Source organism: Nostoc sp. (assembly GCF_036917195.1).
In the GTDB taxonomy this organism is placed as follows: domain Bacteria; phylum Cyanobacteriota; class Cyanobacteriia; order Cyanobacteriales; family Nostocaceae; genus Nostoc.
In genome coordinates this window covers 123,772-144,627 of sequence record NZ_JBALDG010000066.1, presented here as the reverse complement: position 1 = coordinate 144,627, position 20,856 = coordinate 123,772, and the positions used below count along the sequence as shown (strand labels likewise).

Sequence of the window (20,856 nt, the reverse complement as noted above, 5' to 3'; positions counted from 1 at the left end):
GACGGCTTCACTCTGGCGCAGGCACATAATATAAGAACTAGAGGGGCAGAAAAGCCAAGGTCAAATATTAAAGGAAAAAAGGAAAGATTTTTCCTATTTCCCTTCTTTTGACCATGCTTTCCTGCTCCTCTACATTTAAATAAGAAATGTATATTGACCGGAAAAAGTATAGTTGATTAAGAGGCAGTCATGGCAGTTTTCGAGGGAACTTTTACTCAAACGGAGCCTTTGCGGTTTGCAGTGGTGATTGGTCGATTCAATGACCTTGTTACCGGAAAGCTGCTAGAGGGATGTCAAGATTGCTTGAAACGCCACGGTGTAGACCCTAACCCCCACGGTAGTCAGGTGGACTATGTTTGGGTACCAGGAAGTTTTGAGGTACCTTTAGTAGCTCGCCAACTAGCACTTTCCCATCGTTATGATGCTGTAATTTGTTTAGGTGCAGTCATTCGAGGGCAAACACCCCATTTTGATTACGTATCCTCAGAAGTTTCTAAAGGTATTGCTGCCGCTAGCTTTCAAACTGGGGTGCCAGTAATTTTTGGCATTTTGACAGTAGACACTATGCAGCAAGCCTTAGAACGGGCAGGGATAAAAGGTAATCATGGCTGGGATTATGCCCTGAATGCCCTAGAAATGGCAAGTCTGATGCGGCAACTGCGTTCTAACCTGGCAGAGCCATATTCTCGTAATAACCAGTCTTTGCCGGCTTCTTTTCAAAGTGCCAGTGTCGGCAATTTAACTGTGGAGTCAGAAGAACTGGGCTAATTGACACTCTCAGGTATAAAGACAGGCTCGATTCTCCAAGCCAAGCAGGAAAGGGATAGTTAAATATCCCTCTAGATGCTCAAAACAACTATTAGGACGAGAAATATGTAATTACTTGCTCTTTTTGTGTTATGCCTCAATCTGCGTACTAAGTAGCCGAGATTTCTCTGGGCTAGGATGCTTCCAAACGTAGATAGTTATTCTTACACTGACTGCGACTAAAAGAGCAGGTGGCGTTCGCACGAGTCGTTTCCCTCTCAGCAGTAAAGTGAGTGAGTTTCTCAATTACTGCTTAATCGGATGAGTGCTGAATTATAAGTTAAAAAACTCGGCGCTCAAAACTAAATTAGGGGGTTGACAATTAGGGATAAATCTGAGAAACTAATATTTGGTTATTGATCGCGGGTATAGCTCAGTGGTAGAGCGTCACCTTGCCAAGGTGAATGTCGCGCGTTCGAATCGCGTTACCCGCTTCCAATTAAAACCTCTTGGAGTTAAAAATACCAAGAGGTTTAGTGTTTCTAGAGTGCGTTGAAGTGTTCGTCAATTCGCGCTGTACCTCTGTGAAATGATTCCAATGTGGGTAGATTGAACAAAGAAATCGTCTACTGTCCCAATTTGAATATCGTGCACTAAAATCATTCCTAAGAAATATAAAACCCAGCTTTAGACTAATCTAGATATGTATTAGCTTGGATACAATCTTTATAGGTGTAATCAATTCAGTTTCTGTAAGTAAATCAGTGAAAATAACTCAAACTATATTAACTACTGTAAAAAATAGTGAAATTAGTTTGTAGTCAGGGCTTTAGCCCTCAAAGTAGGGCTAAAGCCCTGACTACAAATCTTTCATTATTTACGCCGACTTACTTAGGGTGTATTACACTGGACAAAGGTGGCTGGTTAAATAATAGTGTTGTCAAGTGCAAAGGGTCTTTTAGCAGTGAAGTTAGCCACAATGCATTTGGGCAAAGAGTCACACACACGCTCTGGATGTTTTGGCAATTCCCGCTCTTGAAACGCTTGTGAACTAATCTCGATCTAACCTTGATAACTGGATAGTAATATATAGTGACCCAAAGGAAAATCTAGGGTTTATTGGTGTCTGTTGTTTATGAACGTAGCCTTCCCAAACGATTTATTTTAAGAGTGCTCGCCACGTAGGCTTAAAATTGTACCAGGTGTGCCAGCACAATAAATCCAAAAATGCAACCATATTACCTTGAAAGCGATAAATGAAGAGAAGGAAATTTATAAATAAGATTGCCAGTTCGGGGAAAGACTGCAAACAAAAAACCCCATACTGATATGGCAATTAGGATACTTAGAGTCTGCTGCATCTACTGTTTGCATCGCCTGTCCATCTTCATAAAGAGAAAAGCCTCTAAGGCATTTACTAAGGGATCATATTCTCGCAGTTTGTGTAAAACACGCTCAAGTTATTAGAACGCTTGTGCAATCTCAAAAACCCGAAAAAATAGACTTCAATACCGAATACCCCTGTCCCTGTCGTCGCCGGGGTCAATTAATTCCGATTACGCTGACAGAAGCATTTGGTTGCGATCGCTGTCAGCAAATCTTTGTAGTAGAAGATAATGGTCATGTGCTAGAACAGCTTTCTACCACCTATCCCTACAAGCGGGCTTGGCGTTGGATGGGAAATAGTTGGCATGTTGTTCATCCCCGCTTGGGAGAAAGCTATCTGCCTATAGCACTTGGCATTATTTTCGTGCTAGTGATTATATGGCTGCCGTTAGCACTGCGATTGGCAAATGGTTCCAGCATTATTGCTTGGGCAATGGTGGCGGTGCTATTGGCTATTCTGCCAGCATTAATGGTCTGGCTTACCTACAGACGTTAACTCAATGACTGTTGAAGTTTTGGATGATCACCCCGAACCGATTACTAGTGCCCAACGAGCCTATGAAGCCTCCCTAAAGTTGGGGATCACAAAGGGAGCAGACCGGAGTCGTGCAGTACTGGCGATGGCACAAGCCCTTGAGCGCTCATTTGACGACATTCTAGAAGCCAACACCTTGGATTTAGAAGCCAGTCGGGAAATGGCAGTGCCAGAGTTGATATTGGACTGGCTGAAGCTGACTCCCACAAGGCTAGAGATGACAGTAGACATTTTACAACGGTTGGGGGAATTATCAGATCCGCTGCGGCGCGTCAGAACTGCTGATTATCAACTGGAAGATTCCCAGAGTTACACCCAGTTAATGCCCTTGGGAGTGATTGGATTTATTTATGAGGCGTTCCCAGCTTTAGGGGCGATCGCAGCGGGTTTTTGTATCAAAACTGGCAATTGTTTAATTCTCAAAGGCAGTACTGAAGCTAGCCATTCCAACGCGGTGATTGCTGAGGTACTGCAAAATGCGATCGCCCAAGTTGGTCTACCTCCGGGCTGTCTAGAACTGATCACAGCAGAACATGGTGCTTCAATTCGGGATTTAGTTATCCAAGATCAGTACCTGAATTTAGTGATTCCCTACGGACGTTCTGGCTTAGTACAGCAGGTAGTAAGACAGTCAACTTGCCCAGTCTTAAAGTCAGCGATGGGTAATTGTTACCTCTACTGGTCGCTCAATAGCAACTTAGAAATGGTGCGCTGGATGATTCTTGATAGCCATCAGAGCGAACCAGACCAAGTTAATGCTATTGAAAAGGTACTAATTCATCGCCAAGCTTTGCGGTCTTCAATAGCCGTTCTGTGGAACAGTTTGAAGGAAAAAGGCTTTAAAATTAAAGGAGATGCGGAACTAGTAGAAGCCTTTCCCCAGTTGCAGTTGGCCAAAGAAGGCGAATGGGGAAACCCTTATTTAACTAGGACAGTAGCTTTTAAACTGGTAGATAGCTTAGAGCCTGCGATCGCCTGGATTAATGAATACAGCAGTGGTCATGCCGACTGCATCGTTACTGAATCCTACCAGGAAAGTCGGCAGTTTGCTTTAGGAGTTAACAGTGCCTCTACCTACATCAACACTTCGCCGCGTTTTTCCCGCAACCCCTCGCGGGGAGATTCAGTATTTCTCGGCATGTCTAACCAAAAAGGTCATCGTCGGGGATTTATCAGCCTGGAAACCTTGACCACTGTTAAGCACATTGTTCAGGGAAATGGCAGGTTTTAAATAATTCGTAATTTATACAGTAAGTAGAATTTTGAATTCAGAAGTAAAACAGTCTTTATGGCTGGCTTTGAGACTTAGGTTGTGTACTTTACTAAGTTGAAATCCGCTAAAATTCGTAATTCGTAAATTAGAAAAGAGTTTTACAAGAGTGCCTGTAACGGCAGTTCTATTTTAGTTGAGGTCTCAATCCCCACAAAATTCTCTTAATGCCCCATGCCCCAATTTAATTTTAAACTTAACAAAATCTTAATTTCTGCTTGATCCTGGGTTGCTAGGTTCCTTGTGTTTGGTTGAGCAGCAATTGGGAGACCAGTCAAATCAAGTCATTATTTGTGCTTTTCACAACTGACTCTCCTGAATGCCAACTGTATTTACATCTGGGTAGAGATGAATATGGAACTTATGGATGGCACGCGCCTGCTAGCAAATCGGTGCAGACGGCGGAGTTTTTTGTTGGGTGCAGGATTCTTAACGGGGTTGACAGTCGCTAGCCAATGGCATCCGGTATTGGCAAACTCAAGGTTTTCTGGCTATCCGTTCAGTCTTGGTGTTGCCTCTGGTGATCCTTTGCCGGATGGTGTTGTTATCTGGACACGACTGGCTCCAAATCCACTCTCTGGAGGTGGAATGCCATTCGTAAATGTCCCAGTGCGGTGGCAAGTCGCCCTTGATGAAAACATGAGACAGGTGGTACGGCGAGGAACAGTGCTGGCAACACCAGAGTTAGCACACTCAGTCCACGTTGATGTCCGTGGACTAAACCCTGACCGTTGGTACTGGTATCAATTTCAAGCAGGTAGGGAAGTTAGCCCCATTGGACGGACTCGCACAGCACCAGCATTTTATAGCTATATCCAACAACTGAATTTTGCTTTTGTCTCTTGTCAAGACTGGCAAAATGGCTACTATACGGCTTATCGGCATTTGGCTGATGAAAACCTCGACCTTGTGGTTCATCTGGGTGACTACATCTACGAATACGGGCCACAATCCGGTGGCCCCCGCCAGCACAACAGTCCAGAAATCATCACTCTTGCCGACTACCGCGATCGCTACGCCCTGTACAGAACAGATCAGAGTCTCCAAGCTGCTCATGCTGCTTTTCCCTGGATTGTCACTTGGGATGATCATGAAGTTGACAATAACTACGCCAACTTAATCCCTGAAGACAACCAAACCCAAGAGGCTTTTAAGAAACGGCGAGCTAATGCTTACCAAGCTTACTATGAACACATGCCCCTACGTCGGTCTTCACTGCCCAATGGCCCAGACGCACTGCTTTATCGGCGGTTGACTTTCGGTAATTTAGCTGAGTTCAATGTACTAGACACGAGGCAGTACCGCACTAATCAACCTTGTGATGATGGACTCAAACCTCGCTGCCCCCAAGCTTTTGATCCCAATGCTACCATGACTGGCTCAGAACAAGAGCAGTGGCTACGAAAAGGGTTAGACCAGTCGCGATCGCGCTGGAATGTGATTGCTCAACAAGTGATGTTTGCCGAGTACAATTTCAATAGTAGTCAAGGTCCAGGTGTCTTCAATATGGATCAGTGGGACGGCTACGTAGCTTTCCGGAATCGGCTCTTGAGTTTTCTAAACCAGCGTCAACCTTCTAATCCAGTGGTGATTAGCGGAGACATCCATTCTAGTTGGGTACACGACCTGAAGCTTGACTTTAATAACCCAAAATCACCGACGGTAGGCACTGAGTTTGTAGGAACTTCAATTACCTCTGACTTTCCTACCCAATTCATCGCTTCAGTTCAAGCTTCCTTACACAACAATCCTCATACTAAGTTTTTTGACGGTGCTTACCGGGGATACGTTCGCTGCAACCTTACCCCAGAACGCTGGCAAAGTGACTACCGCGTTGTATCAAGCATCGTTGACTTGAATGCCTCTGTCAAAACCCTAGCTTCGTTTGTAGTCCAAAACGGACAACCAGGAGCACATTTAAGTTAAGCAAATCTCACAAGTAATCAACCAAACCCCCCAAATATAATCTGGGGGGTTTCAATATAGTATGAAATATGACTTCGACTATTAGAATATCCGAATTAGGACGCTATTATCCCACATTCTTCTGGTGTTCGGATATAGCAATCCTATCTGAGTTACCAAAACTGCAATAAAGTTAAAACAAGGCGGAAAATAGGGAAAATTCAGAGGTAGTGTAGACTATTGAAGGCGGAAGCGATCGCCTGTTATAGGTTACACTGAATCAATTTTCCTGAAGAGTTATTTTGGCATTTCTTTGCAATACTTAACTAACTTCTAATTAAAAAAAGTGAGCATAGATTAAAAATGATAACTAACATCATAATTTATTAAGTTCTTCAGGCTAAGTTGAGAGTATGCTTAATAATTGAAGTCTAGTTGAGAATTTTAAGTAACTAGGTGCAAAGAAACTTAAACATTTGTTGAGTTTTTTCTACTTTGCCATTTATTTGAATGTTAAATACTAAAAAACAAAGTTTATTTGTCCCAACTTACTAACTAGTACAATATGACGCAAATAAACATACTATTTCAAATGGCGCAAGAGCTTGGAATACAATTGTTTTGACTTTTGGCTTTTGACTTTTGACTTCCGCCTTGCGGTGCTAGGTTGTCGAGCAAGGTGGTAAAAATCTGACCATAGCCAAGTACTAACAGCGAAAACAAAAGTAAACTTCACAAAAAATACGTAAGATGATCAGAAGAATTTTACTGGCTGTATCGGGATTGGGACACGCAGAAGAAATGCTCAAAACCCTGAAAGAAATCCCTTCAATTCAATCTGCAAAAGTTACAATTTTGCATGTTGTTCCTGCACAAAGTACTGCTACCACCATGACAGCTAAATGGGAAAATGGTGGTAAAATTCTGGCGAATGCAATTCAAACTTTGAATTTAGATCCTAGTCAGGTTTCTTCAATTTTGCGTGAAGGCGAACCCAAAGATGTAGTTTGCCAAGTAGCTGATGAAATCGACGCTGACTTGATTATTATGGGTTCACGCGGACTTAAACGTCTGCAATCGATTTTATCGAACTCAGTCAGTCAGTATGTTTTCCAACTATCTTCTCGCCCCATGTTGTTGGTAAAAGATGACATTTATGTCAAAAGAATTAAGCGGATTATGGTGGCAATAGACAACTCTGATTCTGCAAAAAATTGCTTAAAATTAGCACTGTTTTTACTGCGAGATATTCAGGGCGGCCAGTTAATCTTAGCAAATATTGCTACAGATTTAGGCGGTAAAAGATCGGAAATAACCGAGGTAAACCCAGAGAAAAATCCAGTTTTAGCAGCCGCAGTTGCCGAAGCTCAAAAACAGGGCATTCAATCTCGTTCTTATATCAGCAGTGGCAAACCTGGTGAAGAAATTTGTCGGTTGGCAGAGGAGTTGAATGTAGACTTATTATTACTCGGTTCCCCAGATCGTCGTCCATCGATCGCTAAGAGTTTTGTTGATATAGACCGACTCATCGGTTCTTCCTTGTCTGACTATGTTCGAGTTAATGCCACTTGTCCAGTACTGTTAGCGCGAACAATTGCTTAAGCTCAAGGGTGCTGAGTACTTTTTATTTGATTCAGCACTCAGTTAGCATGATAAATAAAAACCCCTACATTACTAGTATAGGGGTTATTTATTTTATACACAAACTCTTAACTATCTTTTCCACCTTGTCGGCTAGCAGTTTGGATGTACAGAATTAATAAAAACACAGCGGGAACCAGTACGAACAAAATGCTCGCTATGAACCCCAGGTCATTAACTTGCATGGCAAGAAAGCCTCTCTTAATTTTCCAGTCAACAAGATTAGGATAGCATCATAGATGACAGAGTTATACCAATTCAAAATTCAAAATTCAAAATTCAAAATCAGGAAACTCAATTTTGGTAAGTATTTTGACTACTGATTGGATAAAAATTGAAAATGGCAGATTTGAGAACTTAAGGTTTGGTGACTACACTGACTGAGCCATTCACTAAAGTTTGACAGGCAAGACGGTAATTTTCTGGCTTTTTTTTGAATTTTCGGTTCTCTACATCTGTGCGGGGGGAAAGATTTTCTAGTCCTTCGACTATCTCGACAATGCAAGTGCTACACTGACCATTACCACCGCAATTGGTCATCTTGCCAATCAATTTATATATATCAATGCCATTTTGCATTGCTTTTAGCCGGAGATTGGCACCATCCGCCGCTACTACTTCTTTATTTTCTTTAACGAATTTGATATTACCCATAACTGAATTTCTCCTTGGCTCTAAGCTTGGCTTTCAAGGCTTCATATTGACATGGCTTGATTCAAATCTTATTTATTATATTAATTCATTACAAAATATTAATAAATATTAACTTTAGAAAATATGATCCCACAAAAAAATAGGACAGGCATAACATCTGTCCTATAAATTTAAAATAGATTAACTTACCTAAATCCCACGGCTGCTTGCCAAACGAAAGCAAGCAACAAAAAGAATACGGGAATAACTGGGAGAACGTCCACCAAGGGATCGAAGATTTGGTAAGCTTCAGGCAGTTTTGCTAATAAAAGTGCTGCTTCCATGTTTGTTTAAATCCACCTATCCAACACAGCTTTCATAATTGAGAAGTATCTTAACATAGTTTGGGTCTTGGTCATTGGTCAATAGTTATTTGTCATTTCTTCCTCATCTGGTACTGATTCAGATGAGTTGAGCCAGTGACCAAATTCTATAGTGAAGCGATCGCTCAATATTGCTTCTCTAATATGCTGCGTAAAGCGAATTAGTTCAGTAATGTTGTGAATGCTCAACAAGGTGTAAGCTAAAATCTCCTGTGATCGCACTAAATGAGATACGTAAGCACGGCTAAAATTTTGACAAGTGTAGCAGGGGCAAGTTTCATCTAATGGTGTAAAATCTTCACGAAACTTAGCATTTTTTAAATTCCAGCGTCCGCCCTGGACTATTGCTGTACCATGTCTGGCCCAACGGGTGGGAATTACGCAATCAAATAAATCTACACCAGATGCGATCGCGATCGCCATTTCCCGATAAGTACCCACACCCATCAAGTAACGCGGCTTTTCCGGGGGTAGAAGCGGTGCTGTGACTTTTACAATCTCAGCCATCAATTCTGGTGGTTCTCCCACACTGACGCCACCAATGGCATATCCAGGCAAATCCAACTTAGCCAAAGCTTCAGCCGCACGGCAACGCAAATCCAAATATACGCCCCCTTGCACAATCCCAAACAAAGCCTGCTCACTGCTTTGATGAGCCGTTATGCAGCGTTCTAACCAGCGGTAAGTGCGCTCAGTTGCAGTTTCTACCTCTTGGCGAGTAGCTGGGTAGGGCGGACACTCATCAAAGGCCATAATCACATCTGCCCCCAAAGTATTTTGAATTTCAATCGAGCGCTCTGGTGTTAAGTTAATAATTTGTCCATCATGGGGTGAGCGAAAAGTGACGCCTTCTTCAGTAATTTTTCGCATCTCGCTTAAGCTGAACACCTGAAACCCACCCGAATCTGTGAGCATTGGACCGTTCCAACCCATAAATTTGTGCAACCCACCACCTCCAGCCACGATCGCTTCTCCTGGTTGTAGGTGAAGATGATAAGTATTGGATAAAATCATTTGCGCCCCAGTATCTCGTAGCTGAGATGGGGTGAGAGTCTTGACATTCGCCAGTGTTCCCACTGGCATAAATCTGGGGGTTTCTACAATACCGTGAGGAGTGAAAAACACTCCTGCTCTAGCTTTTGTCTGACTACAGCAAGCAAGACATTCAAAGGAAAAATTCGCACTCATGCCATTTTAGATTTTTGAAAATGCGCCCATAGGACTTAGGCAAAACATCCGAATGTAGGGACAATTCATAAATTGCCCCTACATAAATAAAGCGCAGCCTCAGATAAAATTGGTATAGTAGTCGTTATTTTAGAAAGAATCAGAACAGTCATCGTCAATTTCTGCATCCCATCTGGCTGAGAGGACTTGCTCCATCATCGCTTCTATGGCGCTGACATTTAAGTTTCGCTCTCGTCGCTCTTGTAAAGGGGTTGAGCGGGGAATCAACCGCAGACACACTCCTTCCTGCATCAAATCGAAGTGGGTTTCTTGTTCCGGTGACTGTTTTAGTTCCAGGTAATCAAAACTACAAACATTTAAGTATAGCGCATGGTTAGCCACTAAGGTAGACCTTTGTGGATTAGCAAAAACTTCCATCACATCCCCTTCACCCTCGCTCAGTACCTTATCTTCTTGGGTGTAGATGTAGTGGACTCGACCTAAATCTGCCAGCAATCGCCGGATGTCGAGTTTATTCACAATGATGCCCGTGTTAATAATGCACGGAGCTGGTATCCTGGTGTCGGGTAGATGGTGACTCATAGGAAAATAGCGATTGAGTTAAGGAGAGCGACAACATAGCTAAACTGTCATAATTGAATAGCTTGTTTACTCCCTACATTTAAAAAAATATCAATTTTGTGGGGCAATCGTCTAAATAATTTGGAGTAAGTTTTTAATTAACGAATACAAAATACAAATTTTGATTGCTGATGGAATTTTAATTTCCAGAATCTTATGTTTTTTGTATAAAAAATACTTACTATTATTTATCACTACTTAGACCAGCATAACAAAATTTTCAGTAATAATCTCTAATAGAAGTAAATCTTATTTAAAGCTTTAAAGTCTACTGATGTTGAATTGTACTAAAATTATCACTCTTATCCAGCAATTAACCTAATATTAATGTAATTAAGATGACAAAACAGCAACAGTGGTGGAAAAAGCTGCTGTTAAAGTTGGCAGCTAGTATAATATTTTATACTAGTATTCCTTTACCGGATTTGAACGGATTGGACTTTCGGGGAGTGGCACGGCTTGCTTCGCTTGTAGGGTTGCTAATTGGGGGAATTTTAGGGTTACTGGATACGGGGATGGATTATATTAGTATGCCCGTGCTAACTCGTAGTACTTTGGTAGTAAGTGTTTGGATTGCCATTACTGGAGGACTACACTTAGATGGGGCAATGGATACTGCTGATGGTTTGGCAGTGGGCGACCCAGATCGGCGACTGGAGGTAATGGCAGATAGTGCCACAGGTGCCTTTGGGGCAATGGCAGCGATCGCCTTGGTGGTACTGAAAATAACAGCCTTAACAGATATGCCAGAAAACCGTTGGTTATTGTTGATGGCTGCTTGTGGGTGGGGACGTTGGGGACAACAGGTGGCGATCGCGCGATATCCTTACCTGAAACCAACTGGCAAAGGTGCCTTTCACAAACAAGCTATTCGTTCTTATAAAGATTTGTTACCAGGATTGTTTTTGTTGTTTTGTTTAAGTGGTTTACTTGTGCTGATAGATAAACAGCAGCTATTTCTCGCAGTGACAATGATAATTGCTGGAAGTGCGATCGCCACTTTAACTGGTGCGTGGTTCAATCACAAATTAGGTGGACACACTGGAGATACCTACGGCGCAGTTGTCGAGTGGACTGAAGCCTTATTTCTCTGCGTGCTGACCACTGTAGGAAGTTAGGAGTGAGGAATGAAAAGTTAGGAGTTAAAAATCCAAACTCCTGTACAGACGCGATTAATCGCGTCTCTACTTCTAACTCCTAACTCCTAAGGGACTGACAAAAAATAAATTATCCAAAATTATTTGTACATTTGTAGGGGATCTTGACCTTGCGCCTTGGAGATGGGATGTTTTTTTAACTGGAAGTATCTAACTCCTAACTTTATTTAATCGGTTGCAGCTTTGTCACCTTGAGTTTAAAAACCCCAACCCCAGTTTCCCCAAAAGAGCGGACACGAATAACATAATTCCCTGTCTCTACGATGCGGGTAAATAGTAGGGAATTGCTACTACCATCAGGGCCATCATCATTTTCTGCCAGAGTCGATCCATCAGGTGCCAGCAGTGTGATGATGCTGTCAAAGTTTTCAGATGATAGGTCAACTGCTAAATTATCGCCCTTCTGTAACTTGACTGTGTAATCACGAGCAAACCCACCTTGACCTGTGGGAATGTCTTTATCTGAGAGGCTATCAGTAATTTCAGTACTGTTAGATAAAGGAATTGGACTATACAACTTATTTTGAGCAAAAGCAGCACTTGTACTGATGCCTATTGCCAGCAATGTGGCAGGAATGATGATGAGTTGTTTTAAACCTGCCGCAAAAACTTTATTCATACATTTCAAGCAATTTTTTCCACAAAAATAGGGTAATTCGGTCAATTTATGCACTTATATGTCAAAGCTTGCCCATTAATTCTGGATTTATCCGTCTTTGACGGTAGTGGCTACTGCTACTAATCCTAAGACCACAATTCCATACTGACGAAGTGTTTGCACAGCAGACCTGGCAGTAGCACCAGTAGTATAAATGTCATCCACTAACAGCACTGGGACATTTGGGGGACGATGGCGAAATTCTTGACCAACAGCAAAAGCTTTAGCCAAGTTTTTTTCTCTTTTAGATACCGATAAACCAAATTGCGCTTCAGTTTCTCGCACTCTTGCTAAACCGTTTAGTTTCAATTTTAATCCAGTTATTTCGCAGAAGCTTTGTGCGATCAGTGCGGCTTGATTGTATTTACGTTGCTTTTGCTTGCTAGGGTGCAGTGGAATGGGAACTACCACAGGTTGGCTATCTCGCCTCGGTGAATTTAACAACCATGCTTCTCCTAACCATTGACCAAAGGGACGAGCTATTTGGGGTTGATTTTCGTATTTCATCGCCGCGATCGCTCGTTTCACCGGGCCACCATATTCCCCCCAGCCAAATACTGGTATTGGTTCTTGCCACAGAGAAATCGGGTCTTTTCGTTGACATTTTTGCAGTTGTCTAGTGCAGTTTTGACAGAATTCTTCCGAGGTTGCACGTTGGCATAGAGGGCAATGGGATTGGAGAAAAAGATTGAGTAAGCCTGTGAGATTTTTAGTCCAAGTGTGCATTTTAAAAATTAGGAATTAGGAGTTAACTCCTTTAACTGTTGTGCAGTAACTTAATATACACGCGATCACAGCGTGTTGTTTCCACACCTGTTGCTGGAGTGTAGCCGTTGCTTTCATACAGCTTGACTGCTTCCACCAAAACGCTGGCGGTTTCAATCCAAATTTGCCCAAAACCACGATCTGCGATCGCTGCTTCTAGCTGTTGTAACAAATATTTCCCCAATCCCAAACCCCTGATGCTAGGCAAAAGATACATTTTGCGGATCTCTACAGCTTTTTCGCCACGATTTATGGGGTAATATGCCCCAGTACCCACTAACTGGCTTTGGTGTTCAATTACCCAAAACTCTCCCCCAGTAGCTAAATAATATTCCTCTACTCGCAGCACATCTCGGTCAGCACCGTTTGGTTCCCAACCCAGACCGTATTCTGATAATACATAACTGATGACTTCGGTGGCTCTAGTGCGATCGCTTTCTAGCCAATCACGAATTAAAAAATCTTGATAATAGTTTTTCATTACCATTTGCTGGTCAAGTTTACACAGAAAATTTTTCCGCATCTATATCCCAATTTACCTAGCAAATAGCAATTCTTGCAGAGTCGATTTCAGGCGCTACTATCAAGGCGTGAAATGCTTTGAGTAATGCGATCGCTCCATTTTGTTTGCATAATCTGCGAGCATTCTTCTGTATAAGGCTGTGATCGCTCTTGGCGGCTCTCCAAAGTCTTGCATTGCTCAAACGTTATCCAATTCTCATGAGAGCTTGCGCTAGTTACTGTAAAATTATTGCTAGTTATTAGCATTAATTTTATTATCAATCAGCCAGTAATGCTATTACCATGACAGCGCCAGAACAAAGAAACAGAAGCAGCAAATGAACAACCTGCAAAACCCAGAGCCAAATGAATTTATTTCTCAAATATCTAGTTGGGAAGGCAAAGGATATGAGCGAGAGATTGAAGTACATCCCAATCTTTGGCTTTCAATTTATGACATAGAATATTACTATGACTCTTTAGAAAAAACTGATGAATGGGATCATCCCGTGCAATTCCAAGTTCTCCTAGCAGGCAAAGGGTTTGAAGAGTTAGGAGGACAGATCGGGGAAGGATACACCCTTATCTCTGGTAGCGGCGTGCAACGAGCCATGTTGATGGGGAGTCTGAAAGGTCGGTACATGGGTGTGGACATCCATATGCCTCCTGAATTATTGAGAACCTTTTTCCCCGCAGAAGATGGAGATATTTCTCCCCAGTTGAAGTTTCTCACAAAGGGTAATGATTGGCAGACATTAATTTACCCGGAAACTACAACTGCTATCCAAGGAGTGGCACAGCAAATCGTCAACTGTCCCTACCGAGGGATGACAAAGCGGATGTATTTGCAGGGAAAGATCCAAGAATTAATGGCACTGCAACTTGCTCCGATTTTAGCACAGGAAGATGGACTGCAACCATCCCCACGACTAAAGACTCAAACCATTTCCCGTATTCACCACGCCAGGGATATTTTGCTTTCCCGTCTAGAGAATCCGCCAACATTGCTGGAATTGACGCAAATGGTGGGAATAAGCGATCGCACTTTGCGTTATGGGTTTCGAGAATTATTTGGCACAACGGTGTTTGGCTATCTCACCAATAAACGGATGCACAGAGCAGAACAACTACTACGCTCTGGGAAGTTAACTGTTACTCAGGTTGCCAATTTCGTAGGTTATGCCCAACAGGGACACTTTGCCATAGCTTTCAAGCGCAAGTTTGGCATTACGCCCAGTGAATGTTTGTCAGGTAAAAAGAATATATTAGGAGCATAATGCCGTTTTGCGACTGTAATGCCGTTTTGGATATAGACTAAACCACTAGCGCTTCTCTACACTAAGCTTCATTGCAATTAACAACTATACGCAATAAGTCTTTTAATCAAAACTGTGTGGGGAGCGTTATGAAAAGTTGGCAGCCCAATATCTATCTTACGCTAGCAGTAAGTATGGTAGGAATTATCAGCACCCTGGTGACTCAACCTGCTTCGGCAGAGGCGAAACTTGAGAAGAATGACCAAAAAGCCCTGCTTTTTCAGGGGAGCCACTCTCGTGCGTCGGTCACGAACGTTGAGAGAAGTGGCGTGGGTTGGGGGAATCGCAAAATCCGGCAGTTGAGCGAGTTTGAAACCCCCATCACCAGCGCTCAACAATTACTAGTGCAGTCGCCCACACCACAAACCACACCTGCGCCGACAATTATACAAATAACAGGGGTGAAAGCTAATCCCACAGACAAAGGTGTGGAAATAATTTTACAGACACCTCAAGGGACTCAACTGCAAGTCACAAATCGCAGTGCTGGCAGCAATTTTATTGCCGACATATCTGGTGGGCAATTGCGTTTAGCGTCGGGCGAGGCTTTTACATTTCGTTCGGAAAAACCGCTTGCGGGAATTACTGAAATAATAGTTACGAATATTGATGCAAATACTGTGCGAGTGACGGTGGTAGGTGAGAAGGCTTTGCCTACGGTTGAGTTATTTGATGATAATGCTGGGCTGGTTTTTGGTATAGCAACTGCTGTAACAGCGACACAGCCACCGCAGCAACCCCAAACACCGCAAACTCAAGAAAAGCCTGCTAGTGAGACACCACAAGAGCAACCAGCAGCACAGCAGGATGAGCCGATTGAGTTGGTAGTAACGGGGGAGCAGGATGGCTATAATGTGCCAAATGCGACGACAGCGACAAGAACCGACACCCCCTTGCGAGACATTCCCCAGTCAATTCAAGTCATTCCTAATCAGGTGATTAGAGATCAGGGTGTGAATCGACTGCAAGATGCGGTGCGAAATAATGCTCCAGGTGTCTCACAGTTTTTTGGTCAAAATCAAGCTTTTGTTATTCGCGGCTTTAGACAAGATTTCAACCTCAGAAATGGGTTTCGTACTAGCAGTGCCATCGCACCCTTCGATGTGGATCTTGCGAATATAGAACGCATTGAGGTGTTACGCGGACCGGCATCGGTTTTGTTTGGGCAATTGCAGCCCGGAGGCGTTATTAACACTGTGACGAAACAGCCTTTGAGTGAGCCTTATTATAGTGTCAACTTCACAGGGGGGCAGTTCAGCTTTTACCGTTCAGAGCTTGATCTTTCAGGACCCTTAACTGATGACGGCAATTTGCGGTATCGGCTTAATACAGCCTATCAAAACAATGGCAGTTTTCGAGACTTTGTGAGTGAGCAGCGCTTTTTTATAGCTCCTGTCCTGCAATGGAACATCAGCAAAAATACAACCTTAACGGTTGACTTCTCTTATACCTACAACGATCCAGTGGTTGATTTTGGTGTAGTAGCCCTGAGTGATGCTTCTCTGATACTGCCGATTAATCGAGCCTTATTCTATCCATCCCTAGACAGGTTTACTGAGGAACAGTATCAGGCGAGTTACCGATTTGAACATAAGTTCAGTGATAACTGGCAGCTTCGCAATGGCTTTTCTTTCTATAATACATATCAGTCCGGCGGCTCTACATACACAGATACTGACTTCCGTGACGATCGCTTTATTGACAAATCCTATACTGATGGTGTTTTTCTGCTCCAAGATTATGAAATGCAGACTGATCTAATTGGGAAATTTGCCACAGGTTCCATTAAACATCAGTTATTAGTCGGGTTTGATCTCAGTCGTGCGACCAGCTATCTTACGGCTGGTTATGCTCCATTACCGACAATCGATATCTTTAACCCAAATTACAATGTTACTCGACCAGATATCCAAATCGAGAACTATGGCACAACTTTCACAGACAGCTTGGGCATCTATATTCAGGATCAGATTGACATTACCGACAATTTGCACTTGCTAGTCGGTGGACGATTTGACTTCACCAAACAGTACGATAGTCTTGATACCTTTTCTCAGGGGGATCAAGCGTTCAGCCCTCGTGTTGGCATTGTCTATCAGCCTATTAAACCGATTTCTCTCTATGCCAGCTACAGTCAATCCTTTACGCCGGTGATTGGGCGATCGCGAACTCAAGAAACCTTTGAGCCTGAGCGCGGCAACCAATACGAAGTTGGCATCAAAGCAGACATTACCAATAAGCTGTCTGCCACGTTAGCTGCTTTTCAGATTACTAAGAGCAATGTGCTAACTAGTGATCCTGTTGATCCGATCAATTTCTCGATCCAAATCGGTGAGCAGCGCAGTCGAGGGGTTGAGTTCTCTATTGGGGGCGAAATCCTACCGGGATGGAATATCATTGCAGGCTATGCTTATACCGATGCGCGAGTCACCGAAGACAATGACATTCCAGTGGGTGAACTTTTGCAGAACGTTCCCAAAAATGCGGCGAACCTGTGGACAACCTACGAAATTCAAAGCGGTGACTACAAAGGATTAGGCTTTGGATTTGGGCTAGTCTTTGTGGGCGAACAGCAAGGCGAGTTTCCTAACAGCAACTTCCAAATTCCTAGTTACGTCCGTACTGATGCTGCCTTATTTTACCGCCGAGACAACTGGAGAGTTGGTATCAATGTGAATAATCTTTTTGATGTAGAATACTATGAGACTGCTACAAGACGAACCCTCGTCTATCCAGGCGCACCGTTTAATGTGCAGGCAACGATTTCCTACGAGTTCTAAATCAGGTGCTTCATTCAAAATGCAAGGAAGTGATTGATAATCTCATAAAGATGAGAGTTTTAACTCGCTTGCTTTGTTGGTCATCGGGGCTGAACAACTTGCCCCAGCACTCGTTTTGTGGACAACGCTTTAAATAGGAACTGCATTTTTTCTGTTAAGGCACTTACAAGTAATAAAATGCTATGAGCCTAGCTTTCGCCCTCCGGGCGAAAGCGCCAAAATCTCGTCGTTTTGGCAACAATATCCTTAAAACGGCTGGGTATTTTATTTTTTGGATCTCTCTTAATCTGTTGAGAGTTAATATTTGAAGTTTATAAACCCAAACAAAAGGTGTTTATGAAAATACCTTTGCCTCACTTTACTTAATCTATTGTTATTGAGCGTTTTGACATTCACACTTGCTTCAGCTTGTGCAATAATATTGACCACAGTGTTACTTATCAAAAAGTTTTAATAAAAAACATATGTCTTCAACTCCTCTAACCTTAAACCTAATTGAAGGTTCTGTCTCCTTCAGTTTTTCACCCCAAGCAGCACGAGAATTAAAGACAGCGACTGATCAACTGATGGAGCGCCTGAAAGCTGTCGCCGCTAAACCTACTCCTGGCGGCGGTAAAGTCACTCCCCAGCCTCCCTTGGAATATCGTTATACGGGTGAAGTATTTTTAGAAATTTTCTGCAATCCTAATATCTGGCCGACGCCCTTCGCAGCCAAAGTTTTGTTGACTGTCCGCAACGTCAACATCCGCTTGACTACTGAAGCTGAACTTACCCGCATCATTGAAGACATTAATCAGTATTTAGAGCAAGTAGGATAATACTTCCGATGATTTTTTATGCTTTTCGAGATTTTTAAGAAAGAATACTATACAAACTTTGGATTTTGCGAAGTTGAGCCAGCTGCTTGCAAAGGCTTTACGCTGCGCTATCTGTTGTATCAACTGGTGTCGGTTAGCCCAACTTAGCAAACTTTTCAGCACGGATTTTGGGTTTAAATAGCAAACTATCGCTCACTTGAGGGAAGCGATGTAATGAATTGCGAGTCAAAAGTGAAGTTCCTCCACTTTTATCAGATCAATGTAGGAACTTCACAGAATCTACACACCAGATTAAAGCTGTAGCACCAGATATACAGAACAAATGGTTCTGATACCTACTTCAACTTGAAAAATTGTATAAATTCAGACTCAAATGCTTCTGTGTTAATGAAAAACGCAAGATTCTATATGAGGCAATGCTCATCAAAAACCAGAGATTATTCCCCAGATTAAGCGTCGAATCGTTGATGGTGACATCCACACATCAAAAATAAAGTCCCAATTCCAAATCCGAAATTCAAACATTGATTAGTCGTTGTCCCACTGTTCACGACCAATTAGGTCGCCAATGCGATCGCGTAACAAAAAGTCACATTTCTCTAATTCACATTCAACACAAACCCACTCTCTCGCTGGAATGTATTGGCAGAGGGTATATATTGGCTGTTGTCTGCTAACCATTCCCTTTTGCACCAGTCGGCGTGCTTCGTCTTGAATCACATCTAGAGAGTAGTAATTGATAAAAGGCACCGTATTCACACTCATGGTTTTTACTCACAAATTAACACTTACGATAGTGTTCCCGTTAATAATTAGGAACAAACATTACAGAAATTAGACTTGTGGCTAGGATTTTGTAGTTTGCTATACGGAACTATTTTTATTTTGACGCTACATATCCGAAAAATATTTCAAGAAATATTAAGAAAGTCAACAAATCCTGACATTTATGGAAAAGCCGCTTTACAAAAAAAATTCCTTGTAGTTAACTTAACCTGCTAAGGTGGGTGGATGATTTTTATTCAACAAGTCTAAAAGTCTTGCCATCACTGTATTTAGGCAAGATTTGGTAGGTGGGAAGAATTCATATCGCGACGCGGAATAGCCCGCCGCAGGCATCGCTTACATATCAAATAATCACCTTAAAACCGGATCTAGAACTGCTGGTATTTATCTAACTGGAGTTTAGACTAAATTCTATTTTTCACGCTACAAACCTTGTGTAGCAAGCATTTTAGACTTCGGAATCAAAACAAGCCTAGAAATTACATAAGCCCGTCTGGATAAGGGTTTGACGGTCTTTTAAGCCAAACTAGTCTAAACTCCAATATCTAAGGGTAAACAACACAAGAATATTTGTCAGATACTAGGGTATAAACTGTTGCAAAACATAACGGTTAAAGTACACTACAAAAGCTTTTACTCTAGTATCTGTTAACAATTTCTTAAATAAAGCCGTAATTGCTTGGTTATTTTCAGCACTAATATCACACAGTTTTCTTTTGATAAACATCTGTAGAAGGATTGAGTAATACTAATTCATGATTAGGACACAGATAAAAATGTTTGAGAGAAGCAGTATTTATGCATTTGCACAGAAGCGTTAGTGTTCCTACTACCCTTTTGCACTAGAGTAAAGACGAAAGCCAAGGCACACGGAAAGCGTATACATGCAACTACCGATTCCTGAAGTAGGTTATGTTCACATTAAAACAGACGCGATCTAGTCACGTCTGTAAACTGTTTGGCGGATTTGCTGAGATTAATTGTTCTGAAGTTACATTGTTATTTAAGTTACTTATTCACTAGATGATTCATCATCTTGATCTGTGCTGTTTTCTACTGATACCAGATTTTCTGGCGGCCGCTCATGGTTAAGTTGGCTTAATAGTGCTAGTACCTTATTACCGCGTTCTATGGAGTGATCTTCGAGAAAGATGACTTCTGGTGTCCGACGTAGTCGTACCCGCGCCCCAAGTTCGCTGCGGACGTAACCCGTGGCCGACTTTAAGCCTGCCATTGTTTCTGCCTTAGCTTCGTCTGTACCATAGATACTGACGTAGATTTTGGCGTGTTGGAGATCGCCGGAAACATCAACATCAGTAACACTTACCATTCCTGTACCCACACGGTCATCCTTGATGCCGTTGAGCAGCATTTGGCTAACTTCCCGTTTGATCAATTCAGCAACGCGGGAAACCCGGCGATTTGTAGCCATAAAAATTTCGCCTCCTCACAGAGGTTGTACGATAGAAATAGATGTAAGTTGGGTAGACAGTACTTAGCGGGAGCAACGCCAAGAACAACCGTCCGTGGGACATAGCCCCGATATAGCGCTAATCTAGATTGTACTCAAGCCCAGCATTGCCCGTAGGGTGAAAGTAAGGAAGACTAGGCTGCCCACAAATAAACCCAAGATGGCGATCAAGGTGACTGGGCGCTTCAACAGTGGCACTAATGGCGCAAAGGTGTTCAGAAACAGGCCTAAGACGATAGTAATTAAGTACCGGGGGTAGCGAAAGACGTTATCCCAAAATCCGTCAAACATCTGA

The 20,856-nt window shown here is 42.5% G+C and carries 20 protein-coding genes and 1 tRNA gene; 10 read left to right on the top strand and 11 right to left on the bottom strand.

Annotated features, from left to right (window positions below; genetic code table 11):
* Positions 1-189 precede the first annotated feature (189 nt).
* The 6 genes from ribH to V7K40_RS20990 all read left to right on the top strand — a co-directional run bounded on the left by ribH (position 190) and on the right by V7K40_RS20990 (position 7,445).
* Entirely contained in the window at positions 190-768 is a 579-nt protein-coding gene (ribH, locus tag V7K40_RS21015) for a 6,7-dimethyl-8-ribityllumazine synthase (RefSeq protein WP_334963073.1), read from the top strand.
* 401 nt (positions 769-1,169) lie between these two features.
* Positions 1,170-1,241 (top strand) — tRNA-Gly (locus V7K40_RS21010).
* A gap of 980 nt (positions 1,242-2,221) precedes the next feature.
* Complete coding sequence (locus tag V7K40_RS21005; protein ID WP_094348002.1) at positions 2,222-2,629, top strand: hypothetical protein; 408 nt, start codon at positions 2,222-2,224, stop codon at positions 2,627-2,629.
* A 4-nt stretch (positions 2,630-2,633) separates the two neighbouring features.
* Positions 2,634-3,899, top strand: a complete 1,266-nt coding sequence (locus V7K40_RS21000) for a glutamate-5-semialdehyde dehydrogenase (RefSeq protein ID WP_334963071.1) — start codon at positions 2,634-2,636, stop codon at positions 3,897-3,899.
* A gap of 393 nt (positions 3,900-4,292) precedes the next feature.
* On the top strand, positions 4,293-5,864 hold the full coding sequence (locus V7K40_RS20995) for an alkaline phosphatase (protein WP_334963478.1): 1,572 nt from the start codon (positions 4,293-4,295) through the stop codon (positions 5,862-5,864).
* Between the two features lie 729 nt (positions 5,865-6,593).
* Positions 6,594-7,445: a universal stress protein gene (locus tag V7K40_RS20990; RefSeq protein WP_334963069.1), complete on the top strand. Its 852-nt coding sequence runs from the start codon at positions 6,594-6,596 to the stop codon at positions 7,443-7,445.
* A gap of 107 nt (positions 7,446-7,552) precedes the next feature.
* Here the strand turns inward: V7K40_RS20990 and psbM are convergent, their stop codons facing one another.
* The 5 genes from psbM to V7K40_RS20965 form a co-directional block, all read right to left on the bottom strand.
* Positions 7,553-7,669: a photosystem II reaction center protein PsbM gene (psbM, locus tag V7K40_RS20985; RefSeq protein WP_273762658.1), complete on the bottom strand. Its 117-nt coding sequence runs from the start codon at positions 7,667-7,669 to the stop codon at positions 7,553-7,555.
* Positions 7,670-7,841: 172 nt separating this feature from the next.
* Entirely contained in the window at positions 7,842-8,138 is a 297-nt protein-coding gene (locus tag V7K40_RS20980; protein WP_334963067.1) for a 2Fe-2S iron-sulfur cluster-binding protein, read from the bottom strand.
* Between the two features lie 185 nt (positions 8,139-8,323).
* Positions 8,324-8,461: a photosystem II reaction center protein K gene (locus V7K40_RS20975; RefSeq protein ID WP_006195022.1), complete on the bottom strand. Its 138-nt coding sequence runs from the start codon at positions 8,459-8,461 to the stop codon at positions 8,324-8,326.
* Between the two features lie 78 nt (positions 8,462-8,539).
* Positions 8,540-9,688: a tRNA guanosine(34) transglycosylase Tgt gene (gene tgt / locus V7K40_RS20970; RefSeq protein ID WP_334963064.1), complete on the bottom strand. Its 1,149-nt coding sequence runs from the start codon at positions 9,686-9,688 to the stop codon at positions 8,540-8,542.
* Positions 9,689-9,817: 129 nt separating this feature from the next.
* Positions 9,818-10,270, bottom strand: coding sequence for a hypothetical protein (locus V7K40_RS20965; RefSeq protein WP_334963062.1), 453 nt, complete (start codon positions 10,268-10,270; stop codon positions 9,818-9,820).
* A 377-nt stretch (positions 10,271-10,647) separates the two neighbouring features.
* Here V7K40_RS20965 and cobS point away from each other — a divergent pair, with 377 nt between their 5' ends.
* Positions 10,648-11,427 (top strand): adenosylcobinamide-GDP ribazoletransferase, encoded by a 780-nt coding sequence (gene cobS / locus V7K40_RS20960; protein WP_334963060.1) that lies wholly within the window; start codon positions 10,648-10,650, stop codon positions 11,425-11,427.
* Between the two features lie 202 nt (positions 11,428-11,629).
* Here the strand turns inward: cobS and V7K40_RS20955 are convergent, their stop codons facing one another.
* From V7K40_RS20955 to V7K40_RS20945, 3 genes are all read right to left on the bottom strand, one after another.
* Positions 11,630-12,085 (bottom strand): PPC domain-containing protein, encoded by a 456-nt coding sequence (locus V7K40_RS20955; RefSeq protein WP_334963058.1) that lies wholly within the window; start codon positions 12,083-12,085, stop codon positions 11,630-11,632.
* 87 nt (positions 12,086-12,172) lie between these two features.
* Complete coding sequence (locus V7K40_RS20950) at positions 12,173-12,850, bottom strand: ComF family protein (protein ID WP_334963056.1); 678 nt, start codon at positions 12,848-12,850, stop codon at positions 12,173-12,175.
* Positions 12,851-12,881: 31 nt separating this feature from the next.
* Entirely contained in the window at positions 12,882-13,370 is a 489-nt protein-coding gene (locus V7K40_RS20945; RefSeq protein WP_334963054.1) for a GNAT family N-acetyltransferase, read from the bottom strand.
* Between the two features lie 358 nt (positions 13,371-13,728).
* Between V7K40_RS20945 and V7K40_RS20940 the strand changes: the two genes are divergently transcribed.
* The 3 genes from V7K40_RS20940 (at position 13,729) to V7K40_RS20930 (ending at position 18,304) form a co-directional block, all read left to right on the top strand.
* On the top strand, positions 13,729-14,667 hold the full coding sequence (locus V7K40_RS20940) for an AraC family transcriptional regulator (protein WP_334963052.1): 939 nt from the start codon (positions 13,729-13,731) through the stop codon (positions 14,665-14,667).
* Positions 14,668-14,795: 128 nt separating this feature from the next.
* The gene (locus V7K40_RS20935; protein WP_334963050.1) at positions 14,796-17,486 is read left to right on the top strand and encodes a TonB-dependent siderophore receptor; all 2,691 of its coding nucleotides are present in this window, start codon (positions 14,796-14,798) and stop codon (positions 17,484-17,486) included.
* Positions 17,487-17,950: 464 nt separating this feature from the next.
* The gene (locus tag V7K40_RS20930; protein WP_190911530.1) at positions 17,951-18,304 is read left to right on the top strand and encodes a hypothetical protein; all 354 of its coding nucleotides are present in this window, start codon (positions 17,951-17,953) and stop codon (positions 18,302-18,304) included.
* A gap of 528 nt (positions 18,305-18,832) precedes the next feature.
* On the opposite strand, the gene V7K40_RS20925 is transcribed toward V7K40_RS20930, so the two are convergent.
* From V7K40_RS20925 to V7K40_RS20915, 3 genes are all read right to left on the bottom strand, one after another.
* Positions 18,833-19,069: a DUF4327 family protein gene (locus tag V7K40_RS20925; RefSeq protein ID WP_273762671.1), complete on the bottom strand. Its 237-nt coding sequence runs from the start codon at positions 19,067-19,069 to the stop codon at positions 18,833-18,835.
* A 1,033-nt stretch (positions 19,070-20,102) separates the two neighbouring features.
* Positions 20,103-20,522 carry a 30S ribosome-binding factor RbfA gene (gene rbfA, locus V7K40_RS20920; protein ID WP_334963047.1) on the bottom strand — a complete coding sequence of 140 codons (420 nt, stop codon included), beginning with the start codon at positions 20,520-20,522 and terminating at the stop codon, positions 20,103-20,105.
* Positions 20,523-20,645: 123 nt separating this feature from the next.
* The gene (locus V7K40_RS20915; protein WP_273762674.1) at positions 20,646-20,852 is read right to left on the bottom strand and encodes a DUF751 family protein; all 207 of its coding nucleotides are present in this window, start codon (positions 20,850-20,852) and stop codon (positions 20,646-20,648) included.
* Positions 20,853-20,856: the final 4 nt, after the last annotated feature.